Below are 11,219 nucleotides of genomic sequence, written 5' to 3' on the forward strand. Positions count from 1 at the left end.
CCACTGGCTTGTCTGAAAACCCGATGATCGTATGTGCTGCTTTCGTGTGAACGGAAATTCATCGGTTACAGGAAGGTGTAGATCGGGTAAAGCAGATGTCCCGAGCGGGGAAAGAGCCTTGATCTGGGCATGGCGAACCGTCAGGAACCAGCCACCGGACGCGATAGGTTCTCCGGCATGGACGCCGAGGACACCCCCGTCGGGGGCGCACGCCCAGGACCCGGCCATGGCGGCAGCACCTTCCCGCCCCCCGCCGCGGTCCCGCCGCAGGCGTACCCGCCGCCGCCCGCCTTCCCGCCGTCCCACTCCGCCGACCCCCGGGGCCCGCAGCAGGAACAGCGGCCGGAGCAGCAGGAACAGCGCCGCGCCCGGCGGTTCGCGCTCGCCGCCGGCGGCGGACTCGCGGCCCTCGTCGCCCTCGCCCTCGTGCTCACCCTGCTCGCCCGGGGCGGCGGACCCGCCCCGGCCGGCCCCGCCGCCACCGGCGGCGACACCGCGCCGAGCGGCCGGGGCACCGACCTCGAAGCCCGGGTGTCGGCCTTCACCTCGCCCTTCGTCGCGGGCACGGGGTACCGCGCCCCGACCGCCGCCCAACGCCGCGCCGTCGCCGACGGCGTCGCCCTCGCCGCCCAGGGCCGGACCGAGGAGGCCACCGCCGAACTGGCCAAGGCCGACTACCGGATCACCGAACTCACCGACAGCGCCACCGGCCGACGGACCGCCGAGATCGCCGACGCCGCCCCGCAGTCCGAGGGCCGGCGCGGCTGGGGCCGGGTCTACATCGACCTGTCCGTGCCCCACCCGTCCTGGACGCTCCAGGTGCCGCACCCCGTCGCCGACTCCCGGACCGAGAACCTCGGCGTGGAGGTCTTCCGGGCCGCCCCCGGCGGGATCATGGTGCTGGCCGGCTCCCACCGCCGGGCCGACCCGGACGGCGCCTCCGACCCGGCGCACCGCGCCGACACCGTCTTCGCCGCGGTCCTCGAAGGACTCGCCACCCGCGGCCTGCCCGGCATCCAGGTGCACGGCTTCGACGAGGCCAGCCTCGCCGGACAGGACTCCGTCGTCTCCACCGGCACCGCCCCGGCCGGCCCGGCCGCCGAACTGACCGCCGCCGGCCTGGCCGCCGACGGCTGGAACATCTGCCGCGCCTGGAAGGACAGTTGCGGCCAACTGGAGGGCACCACCAACGTGGAGGGCCGGTTCGCCGCCGGCCTCGGCGTCCCCTGGCTGCACGTCGAACTCGCCACCCGGCTGCGCACCGAACCCGACCTGCGCGGCCGGGTCGCCGCGACCCTCGCCGCCACCGCCCGCTCCTGGACGGCCGCCCCGCCCCGGCCGTGACCGCGCCCCGGGGCTACAGTCCGAGGTTCCGCATCGCCCGCTTCCGGATCTCGGCGAGGGCGTTGTCGCTCTCGGCCGCGCTGGGCTCGACCGCGAAGTAGTAGAACGTGATGTCCTCCGGGGTGTGGACCATCATGGAGCCGCTCGGCCCGCCGCCCACCAGGTTCAACTGCAGGTGGCTGCGGTTGCTGTGCGGGAGCCACCCCGTGATGACGAACGGACCGTCACCGTTCACCGCCCAGACGTGGTCCCCGAAACGAACAGTACGGTTGTCCCTCGTGCGAAATTCCGGCTTCATCGTTCATGGTTACCACCGGAACCTCTCCCTCAGTAGGGGTGCCGCACACCGCAGCAGGGTCCGACCGGAGAGGGAAGAGCATGCCGATCGACGTCGAGCGGGTCCGCCGGGAGACGGCCGGGGTCGCCAAGGTGGTGCACCTCAACAACGCGGGCGCGGCCCTGCCGCCGCGCCCGGTCGTCGAGGCCGTGATCGAACACCTCCGCCTGGAGGAGGAGACCGGCGGGTACGAGGCCGCGGACGCCCGGGCCGGGCGGGTCGAGCACACCTACGACGCGCTGGCCCGCCTGATCGGCGCCGGCCGGGACGACATCGCGCTGGTGGAGAACGCCACCCAGGCCTGGGACCTGGCCTTCCACTCCCTGCCCTGGCAGGCCGGCGACCGCATCCTGACCTCCCGGGCCGAGTACGCCAGCAACGCCATCTCCTTCCTGCAGGCCGCCCGCCGCCACGGCGTCCGGGTCGAGGTCGTCCCCGACGACGCGCACGGCCAGATCGACGTGGACGCGCTGCGCGCGGCGGTCGACGAGCGGGTCCGGCTGATCGCGCTCACCCACGTGCCCACCCAGGGCGGCCTGGTCAACCCCGCCGCCGAGGTCGGCCGGGTGGCCCGCGAGGCCGGCGTGGTCTACCTGCTGGACGCCTGCCAGTCCGTCGGCCAACTCCCGGTCGACGTCGGCGAGATCGGCTGCGACCTGCTCAGCGCGACCGGCCGCAAGTTCCTCCGCGGCCCGCGCGGCACCGGCTTCCTGTACTGCTCGCCCCGGGTCCGCGCCGAACTCGAACCCCCGTTCCTGGACCTGCACGCCGCCAGCTGGACCGCCGCCGACGACTACCGGGTCCGCGCCGACGCCCGCCGGTTCGAGAACTGGGAGAGCAACTGCGCCGGCCGGATCGGCCTCGGCGTCGCCGCGGACTACGCCCTCGCCCTCGGCCTGGACGCGATCGAGGAGCGGATCACCCACCTGGCGACGGAACTGCGCACCCGCCTGCGGTCGCTGCCCGGCGTACGGGTGCACGACCGGGGCGCGCGCCGGTGCGGCATCGTCACCTTCACCGTCGAGGGCCACCGCAGCGAGGACGTCGCCCGCGGCCTCCGGGCCGACGGCGTCAACGTCTCCGTCTCCACCGTCCACTCCGCGCGCTGGGACTTCGAGGAGCGCGGGCTCGACCAGGTGGTCCGCGCCTCCGTGCACTACTACAACACCGAGGACGAGCTCGACCGCCTGGCCGGAGCCCTCCCCGCGCCCGGCGGTGGCAGACCGCAGGGCTGAGCGGACCGCAAGGCTGAGCGGACCGCAGCACCGACGGGACATCACCCGCCCTGTGCCGCCGCTTCCTCCGCCCGGGCCCGCCCGGCAGCACGGCGGCGGGCGTTCCACTCGCGCATCCGCCCGACCATCTCCGGATCGTTGGCGGCGGCCGTGTCCAGCACGGTGGTCGCGCCGTCGCCCAGGTCCACCAGCTGGTGCTCCATGGTGCCGGTGGCGACGATGGACAGCACGGCGAGCAGCTCGTTCTGCACCTCGGGGGTGAGGCGGGCGGCGTCCTCGGCCGGGACCTCGATCAGGTGCTCCTCGTCGGGGTCGGCCAGCGAGACGACGGCCCGCCGGACCAGTCGCCCCAGCAGCCGGAACTCCTCCGGCTCCATCCGGGCGGCCAGCGTGTCGAGGTAGAACCGGACCAGCTCGGCCCTGGTGGGAACGGTGTCGTCGTCCATCCGGCCATCCTGTCAGCACCCCGCGGAGCCCCCCGACACCGGGGCGGGGGCCCGCCCCGGTGCGGTCGGCCCGGTACGGCGTCGGTGCGGTGTCAGTACGGCAGCGGGCGCCCCGAAGGGGTGCGCAGGTCGAGCGGCGGAAGCGGGCGCTGCGGTGCGGGTCGTCGGACGATTCTGGTCCCGGCCATGGTTGCCACCTCATCTCCTCGATCACCGGGCGTGTACCCATCCGCCCGCCGTCCGCAAACGCCGCCCCGCCCACCACTCCCCGCCCGCCGCCCGAACCGGTCGGAAACCGCCGCCCGACCGGTCACGAGCAGTCAACGGTCCTGCGGGCCAACGAGGTTGGGGGAAGGCCCGCCTGCCCCGTCTCGCCGCCCGCCCCGGGCCGGGCAGCCGTGGACATCGTGCTGCGCGGCGTCTAGCGGACCCCGCCCTCGTCCCCGCCGTCCCCGCCGGCCCCGGCCCCGGCCCCGTCGCCGTCCAGCAGGACCGGCAGGGCGCGGTGCCCGTTGGAGATCAGCGAGTCGACCGGCTCCAGCACGGTGCCCGGGACGAGGGCCAGGCGCGGGAAGCGCTCGAACAGGGCCCGCACCGCGGTGCGGGCCTCCAGGCGGGCGAGCGGGGCGCCCAGGCAGAAGTGCGGGCCGTGGCCGAAGGCGAGGTGGTCCTTGGCCTCCCGGGTGACGTCGAACTCCGCGGCGTCGGCCCCGTACCGGTCCGGGTGGCGGCCCGCCGCCCCGTAGGAGGCCAGCACCGGCTCGCCCCGGTGCACCGTCACCCCGCCCGGCAGGTCGAGGTCCGCCAGGGCGTAGCGCATCGGCACGTGGGCCAGCGGCGACTCCAGGCGCAGCGCCTCCTCGACCGCGTCGTCCCAGTCCGCCTTGCCGGCCCGGACCAGGTCGAGCTGGTCGGGGTGGGCGAGCAGCAGGGCGACGGTGTGGTCGATCAGGTTGACGGTGGTCTCGTAGCCGGCGGCGACCACCAGCATGACGGTGTCGAGCAGTTCGTCCTCGGTGAGGGCGCCGCCGTCGCCCTCGGTGTCGCGGGCGGAGATCAGCAGCGAGGTCATGTCGTCGCCGGGCCGCTCGCGCAGGCCCGCCACCAGTTCCGCGATCACCGTGTACAGGGCCACGCTGTTGGCCTGCGACCGCTCGGGGGAGAGGGTGGTGTCGAAGACCCCCTCGACGTATCGGCCGAAGTCCTCGCGCAGTTCCTCCGGCAGCCCGAGCAGGTCCGAGACGACCAGGATCGGCAGCGCCCGGGCCAGCAGCCGCCGCAGGTCCACCGGCGCCCCGTCGGCCCCGGCGGCGGCGACCCGGTCGAGCAGCCCGGCCGTCATCCCCTCCACCCGCCCGGCCATCGCGGCGACCCGACGGGGCGTCAGCACCCCGCTGACCAGGCGGCGCAGCCGGCGGTGGTGGTCGGCGTCGGTGGTGGACATGTTGCGGGCCGCCACCCACAGCGCCAGCGGCCAACCGGCCGCCACCGCCTCGTAGTCGGGCCAGTGCAGCGGGGCGTTCTTGGCGATCCTCGGGTCCTTGAGCAGGGACTCCAGCAGTTCGGGGTCGGACACGGACCAGGCCCGCACGCCCAGGACGTCGACGGGCGAGACGGGCCCGCGCGCGATCAGTTCGGCGGTCTCGGCGCCCCGGGACCGACCGGTCGGGTCCAGGACGAGCGCGGGCTGGGCGAACGGGCACGTCAGGGGGCGGTTCAGCGGGGCCGGACGGTTCTCCGACTGACGCTCCACGAGAGGCTCCTTCACACGGGTCGACACAACGGCAACGCACGTGTGTTCGAGAATGAGTGACCGTCCGTCACTTGTCGACCGCGCACTGCTCCGGCCCCCGCATGCCCCCGGCGCGCCCCCGGCCGCGCCCCCGTCTTCCTGACACACCGTCAACAGCAGTCGAAACAGTGCGAGTTGGGAAACGGCAGGCTCAGGAGACCACCACCCGCCGGTCCGCCCGCTCCGCGGCCAGCGCCCCCAGCAGCCGCAGCGCCGACTCCGAGGGCGAACCGGGCTCCACCGTGAAGGCCACCAGCATCAGCTCCGGCTCCTCCGTCCGCAGCACCTCCTGGAACAGCGTCAGCTCACCCACCTGCGGATGCCGCAGCACATTGGTGAACGAGTCGCAGTTCGCCACCGAGTGGTCCTCCCACAGCGCCCCGAACTCGCCACTGGCCGCCGACAGTTCGGCCACCAGCGCCTGCACCCGGCCGTCCGCCGGGAAGCGCGCCGCCACCATCCGCAGGTGCGCCACCACCGAGCGCGCCTTCACCTCCCAGTTCGCGAACAGCGCCCGGGTCGGCGGATCGAGGAAGATCAGCCGCGTCATGTTCGGCAGACCCTCCACCTGCTGCCCGAACACCGCGCGCGCCAGCGGGTTCCAGGCCAGCACGTCCGACGTCGGGGAGAGCGCCATCACCGGCACCTCGTCCATCATCGCCATCAACCGACGTAACCCCACCGGGAGTTGACGCGGCACCCGGCGCACCCGCCCGGCCGCCGCCCGGTTCGGCCGGGCCAGCGCGACCAGGTGCGCGTGCTCCGTCTCGTCCAGCCGCAGCGCCCGGGACAGCGAATCCAGCACGCCGTCCGACACGTTCTGCCCCAACCCCTGCTCCAGCCGGGCGTAGTAGGAGGCACTGACCCCGGCCAACTGGGCGAGCTCCTCCCGGCGCAGCCCCGGAACCCGCCGGCGCTCCCCGTAGTGCCCGAGACCGGCATCCGCCGGAAGAAGCCTGGCCCGACGGGACTTGAGGAATTTTCCGAGCTCATCCATGCGCCTCATTATGCTGAAGCGAGCACTGGCAAGCCTAGCCTTCCCAGTGGGACGAACAACAGGTGTCTGGCTAACCGGCGGACGATCTCCCACCCTTGCTCGCATGACCACGCCTCCCGACGCGTCGAACCGCATGACCACCCGGCTGCGACTGACCATGTTCGTCCTGCTCGGCGCCCAGTTCATGCTGTCCGTCGACTTCTCGATCCTCAACGTCGCACTGCCCCAGATCGGTTCGGGGGTCGGGATATCCGCCGACGAGCTCCCGTGGATAGCGTCGGCCTACGCCCTGCCCGCCGCCGGCTTCACCCTGCTGTTCGGCCGGATCGCCGACCTCTTCGGCCGCCGCCGGCTCTTCCTGGCCGGCATCACCCTGCTCACCCTCGCCTCGGTGCTCGGCGGCATGGCCGACAGCGGCGCCCCGCTGCTCACCGCCCGCGTCCTGCAGGGCCTGTCGACCGCGATGGCCGCCCCCGCCGCCCTCTCCCTGCTGACCACCTCGTTCTCCGAGGGCGCGATGCGCGACCGGGTCCTCGGCCTCAACGGCGCCCTGCTGTCCGGCGGCTTCACCGTCGGCGCGCTGGTCGGCGGCACCCTGGTCGGCCTGCTCAGCTGGCGCTGGGCGTTCCTGATCAACGTCCCGGTGGCCATCGCCATCCTGATCGCCACGCCCCGGCTGATCGCCGACAGCCGCGCCCCCGAGAAGGTCCGGCTCGACGTCCCCGGCGCCGTCTCCGTCACCGCCGGCCTGCTCGCCTTCATCTACGGCATCATCGACCGCAGCCTGCTGATCGCCGCCGCCGGCGTCCTGCTGCTCGGCGTCTTCTGGGCGATCGAACTGCGCGCCCCCGCCCCGCTCGCCTCGGTGCGCATCCTCAAGCGGCCCACCGTCAAGTGGGGCAACTTCGCCGGCCTGGTCGTCTTCACCATGGAGAGCGCGCTCATCTTCCTGATGACCCTCTACCTGCAGGACGTGCTGCACTACGCGCCGCTGATCACCGGCCTGATCTTCGGCGTCCCCGGCCTCGCCGCCGTCGCCGCCGGCATCATCGCCGGCCGGATGATCGGCCGCTTCGGCACCCGCGCCGTGCTCACCGTCGGCCTGTCCGTCCAGGGCCTCGCCACCGCCCCGCTGATCCTGCTCGGCACCGACCGGATCATGCTGGCCGTGCTGCTGCCCGCCCTGTTCATCAGCTTCTTCGGCCACGTCACCTCGATCGTCGCCTACACCGTCACCGCCACCTCCGGCCTGCCCGACTCCGAGCAGGGCCTCGCCACCGGCCTCACCGCGCTCAGCCAGCAGGTCGCCGTCACCATCGGCATCCCGATCCTCAGCGCCGTCGCCGCCACCCGCGCCGTCCAGCTCGACGGCATCCGGCTCGCGCTCGCCGTCGACGTGGCCGTCACCCTGGTCGCGGTCGGCCTGATCTGGATCGGCCTGCGCCCCCGGGTCGAGCCGGTCCCCGAGGACAGCGCCGCCCCCGCCCCGCAGGCCGCCGCCAGCCACTGACGGCCCGTCGGCGGCCACTGACGGCCACTGACGGCCACTGACGGCCCGCCGGACCGCCGCCGACCGAACACGGCAGCCAGGGAGAAGATGCCCGGGAGCAACCCCGGGATCATCGGAGAGCGATCGACGGAGCGGCCGACGGGACATCCCGCCGGCCGCTCCACCGTCGCCGTGCCGCGCCGCCGAATTCCGATCCGGCCGCCGCGCGCATTCCCCCTCCCGACCCGAGAAACGGACCCGGCAGTGGAAGCGAAGAGAACCACCGTCAACGGCATCGAATTCGCCTACCTGGAACAGGGCGAAGGGCCGCTGGCCCTCCTGATGCACGGATTCCCGATGTCCCCGGCGACCTACCGCCACCTGATGCCCGCGCTCGCCGCCGCCGGCTACCGCGCCGTCGCCCCCCACCTGCGCGGCTTCGCCCCCTCCGGGCTCGCCCCGGACGGCTCCTACGCGATCGCCGACCTGGTGGCCGACATGAACGGCCTGCACGACGCGCTGGGCGGCGACGGCGACGCCGTCCTGGTCGGCCACGACTTCAGCGCCCCCGCCGCCTGGGGCGCCGCCCAGGACGCCGGGCGCTGGGCGAAGGCCGTGATCTGCGACGTGCCGCCGTTCGCGGTCTTCGGACCGATGGTCCTGACCCCCCGCGGCACCGACGCGCTCAGCCACTTCTGGTTCTTCCAGACCGCGGTGGCCGAACAGGTCGTCGCCGCCGACGACCTCGCCTACCTCGACTGGATCTACCGGAAGTTCACCGCCGACGGCTTCGACGCCACCGAGGACCTCAAGCACGCCAAGGACGCCCTGCGCGCCCCCGAGAACCTGGCCGCGGCCCTCGCCCTCTACCGGACGGCCTTCCCGCCCGACCGCTTCGGCACCCCCGAGTGGGCCCAGGAGCACGCCGCCGTCTGGGGCGCCCCGCCGAACTGCCCCACCCTCAACCTGTTCGGCTCCGAGGACCCCAGCTTCGTCATCACCGACGAGGCGCTGGCCGCCGTCCGCGCCACCCTGCCCGCGGGCTCGCACGCCGCGGTGGTCCCCGGCGCCGGCCACGTCGGCCTGGTCGAGCGGCCCGCCGAGGTCAACCGCCTCGTCCTGGCCTTCCTGGCCGGCGAACTCTGAGCCCACCGCGCTCCGGGCCCGTCGCGCTCCGAGCCCGCCGCACGTACGGAACAGCCCGGGTGGTCGACCACCCGGGCTGTTCCGTACGCGCGGACGGAGCGTCAGGAACGGAACTTGTCCTGCCCGTTCCACCAGTTCTCGCCCGGCCCCTTGGCGTTCGCGTCCTCGTAGCTGTCGTGCAGGCGCCACCAGTCCCAGGGGCGCTCCAGCCCCTCCTCCTGCCGGCCCAGCAGCGTCATCTCCAGGTAGTTGTAGGTGTTCAGGGTGACCTCGCCGCCCCGGTCGTACACCGAGTTGGTGTGGTACACCGCGTCGCCCTCCCGGATGAAGGAGCTGATGCCCGGGATCTCGCCCCGGTCGGTGGAGACCTGGAAGTCGCGGTTGAACTCCGTCCCGAAGGACGACACGAAGGGAAGGTCCCAGCCCATCCGGGCCCGGAACGCCTCGATCTTGGCGATCGGCGCCAGCGCCACCATCACGAACGAGGTGTCGCGGTTGTGCAGGTGGGCCAGGTGCCCCACCGAGTCGGCCTGCATCGAGCAGCCCGGGCAGCCCGCCTCCGCCTCCGGGGCGAACATGAAGTGACGGACGATCAGCTGCCGGCGCCCCTGGAAGAGGTCCAGCAGGGTCAGCGTGCCCTGGGGCGACTCGAAGGTGTAGTCCTTCTGGATCAGCACCCGCGGCAGGGCCCGCCGGGCCGCCGAGAGCGCGTCGCGGGCCCGGGTGACCTCCTTCTCCTGCTCCAGCAGCTCCTTGCGGGCGGCGAGCCACTCCTCCTTGGTCACGATGGGCGACAGTTCCACACTTGCCTCCTGGCGTACGGCGCCCGCCACCACGGACGGCGGCGGGCGGAAAGGGTGCTCGTGCCAGGCTGGCACGCGCCGCCGCCGCGGATTTCCTCCTGGTTGCCCAATGCGGAATCACCTCTCCGTCGGCACCGGGCAATTCCGAAGAGGTCGGCCCCCACCGTCCGGTGAAAGCATTTCCCGGTGACCCTCCCGGTGACCGCGCCAACGGCAGCTCCGGCCCGGTCACCCACCCCACCGAAACACCGAGGAGGAAAAGATGTCGTCCACCGGAATACCGACCCGGGAAGAAATCGTCGAACGGGTCTCCGCACTGGTGCCGGTCCTCCGGGAACAGGCCGCGTGGTCCGAGGAGAACCGCCGGCTGAGCGAGGAGACCGTCGCCACCCTCGCCGAGGCCGGCGTCTTCCGGCTCCGGACGCCGGTCCGCCACGGCGGCTACGAGTGCGACACCAGCACCCTGGTCGAGGTCGCCATGGAACTCGGCCGCGCCGACGGCGCCGTCGCCTGGACCTCCTCGGTCTTCTGGATCCCGACCTGGATCGCCGGCCTGTTCCCCGACCGCGCCCAGGACGAGGTCTTCAGCTCCGCCGCCCCCCGGGTCTGCGGCACCAACAGCCCCACCGGCACCGCCGTCCCCACCGAGGGCGGCGTCGTCCTCAACGGCTCCTGGAAGTTCGTCAGCGGCGCCTGGCACGCCGGCTGGCAGGAGATCGCCGCGATCCTGCTCCGCCCCGACGCCGAACCCGAGCCCATCATGGGCCTGGTCCCGATCGGCGACCTCCGGCTCGTCGACGACTGGCACACCAGCGCGCTGCGCGGCAGCGGCAGCGTCACCACCATCGCCGAGGACCTGTTCGTCCCCGAGCACCGGATCATCCCGATGAGCGCCGCGATGCGGCCGCAGGGCCTGTCCGAGGCCAACGCCGACTCCCCGGTCTGGCGGACCCCGGCCTCGCTGGTCGCCGCCGCCTCCGGCGTCGGCGTGGCCGTCGGCCTGGCCAAGGCCGCCCTGGAGGCGTTCTTCGAACGGCTGCCCGGCCGGAAGATCACCTACACCGACTACACCGTGCAGAGCGAGGCCCCGATCACCCACCTGCGGATCGCCGAGGCCGTCAACAGCATCGACCAGGCGGAGTTCCACGCCCGGCGCGGCGCCGCGACCGTCGACGCCAAGGCCGCCACCGGCGAGCCCTGGAAGCCCGAGGAGCGGGCCCGGGTCCGCAACGACCAGGGCGAGGCCACCCGGCTCGCCAAGCAGGCCGTCGACCTCCTGGTGAGCATCAGCGGCGGCAGCTCGATCTTCCTCGACGTCCCGCTCCAGCGGATCGCCCGCGACATCCAGGCCGTCGCGCTGCACGCCCTGATCAACCCGGACACCAACGCCGAGCTCTACGGCCGGGTCCTGTGCGGGCTGGAGCCCAACACCCTGTACATCTGAGCCGCCGGCCGGGGGCCCCCCCCCCCCCCCCCCGGGGCGGGGGGGCCCCCCCCCCCCCCCCCCCCCACCCCCCCCCCCCCCCCCCCCCCCCCGCCCCCCGCGGGGCGCCCCCCCCCCCCCGCCCGCCCCCCCGAAGGCGTATCCGGCCGGCACCGGCCGGGGGCGCCCGCCGGCACCAGCACGCAC

General features: G+C 73.7%; 10 protein-coding genes. 5 read left to right on the forward strand and 5 right to left on the reverse strand.

Translation table 11 applies throughout. From position 1 onward, the window contains the following. The first annotated feature begins 177 nt into the window (after positions 1-177). Complete coding sequence (locus ACIQBJ_RS31715; protein WP_400717541.1) at positions 178-1,344, forward strand: hypothetical protein; 1,167 nt, start codon at positions 178-180, stop codon at positions 1,342-1,344. Between the two features lie 13 nt (positions 1,345-1,357). Here ACIQBJ_RS31715 and ACIQBJ_RS31720 read toward each other — a convergent pair whose 3' ends face one another. Continuing rightward, entirely contained in the window at positions 1,358-1,579 is a 222-nt protein-coding gene (locus ACIQBJ_RS31720) for a hypothetical protein (RefSeq protein WP_400717544.1), read from the reverse strand. Positions 1,580-1,722: 143 nt separating this feature from the next. On the opposite strand from ACIQBJ_RS31720, the gene ACIQBJ_RS31725 reads away from it, so the two are divergent. Continuing rightward, the gene (locus ACIQBJ_RS31725) at positions 1,723-2,916 is read left to right on the forward strand and encodes an aminotransferase class V-fold PLP-dependent enzyme (RefSeq protein ID WP_400717546.1); all 1,194 of its coding nucleotides are present in this window, start codon (positions 1,723-1,725) and stop codon (positions 2,914-2,916) included. 41 nt (positions 2,917-2,957) lie between these two features. Here the strand turns inward: ACIQBJ_RS31725 and ACIQBJ_RS31730 are convergent, their stop codons facing one another. The 3 genes from ACIQBJ_RS31730 to ACIQBJ_RS31740 form a co-directional block, all read right to left on the reverse strand. Further along, positions 2,958-3,362 (reverse strand): hypothetical protein, encoded by a 405-nt coding sequence (locus ACIQBJ_RS31730; protein ID WP_400717548.1) that lies wholly within the window; start codon positions 3,360-3,362, stop codon positions 2,958-2,960. Between the two features lie 421 nt (positions 3,363-3,783). Further along, positions 3,784-5,082 (reverse strand): cytochrome P450, encoded by a 1,299-nt coding sequence (locus ACIQBJ_RS31735; protein ID WP_400717626.1) that lies wholly within the window; start codon positions 5,080-5,082, stop codon positions 3,784-3,786. Between the two features lie 223 nt (positions 5,083-5,305). After that, on the reverse strand, positions 5,306-6,151 hold the full coding sequence (locus ACIQBJ_RS31740) for a helix-turn-helix transcriptional regulator (protein ID WP_400717551.1): 846 nt from the start codon (positions 6,149-6,151) through the stop codon (positions 5,306-5,308). A 103-nt stretch (positions 6,152-6,254) separates the two neighbouring features. Between ACIQBJ_RS31740 and ACIQBJ_RS31745 the strand changes: the two genes are divergently transcribed. Both ACIQBJ_RS31745 and ACIQBJ_RS31750 read left to right on the forward strand, forming a co-directional pair. Next, positions 6,255-7,661: an MFS transporter gene (locus tag ACIQBJ_RS31745; RefSeq protein WP_400717554.1), complete on the forward strand. Its 1,407-nt coding sequence runs from the start codon at positions 6,255-6,257 to the stop codon at positions 7,659-7,661. Between the two features lie 243 nt (positions 7,662-7,904). Then, positions 7,905-8,786 (forward strand): alpha/beta fold hydrolase, encoded by an 882-nt coding sequence (locus tag ACIQBJ_RS31750; protein ID WP_400717557.1) that lies wholly within the window; start codon positions 7,905-7,907, stop codon positions 8,784-8,786. Positions 8,787-8,887: 101 nt separating this feature from the next. Here ACIQBJ_RS31750 and ACIQBJ_RS31755 read toward each other — a convergent pair whose 3' ends face one another. Then, positions 8,888-9,589: a DUF899 domain-containing protein gene (locus ACIQBJ_RS31755; RefSeq protein WP_400717560.1), complete on the reverse strand. Its 702-nt coding sequence runs from the start codon at positions 9,587-9,589 to the stop codon at positions 8,888-8,890. A gap of 262 nt (positions 9,590-9,851) precedes the next feature. Between ACIQBJ_RS31755 and ACIQBJ_RS31760 the strand changes: the two genes are divergently transcribed. Further along, positions 9,852-11,033: an acyl-CoA dehydrogenase family protein gene (locus ACIQBJ_RS31760; RefSeq protein WP_400717562.1), complete on the forward strand. Its 1,182-nt coding sequence runs from the start codon at positions 9,852-9,854 to the stop codon at positions 11,031-11,033. The last annotated feature ends 186 nt before the right edge of the window (positions 11,034-11,219 follow it).

This window comes from Kitasatospora sp. NPDC088391, from assembly GCF_044753345.1.
In the GTDB taxonomy this organism is placed as follows: Bacteria; Actinomycetota; Actinomycetes; order Streptomycetales; family Streptomycetaceae; genus Kitasatospora.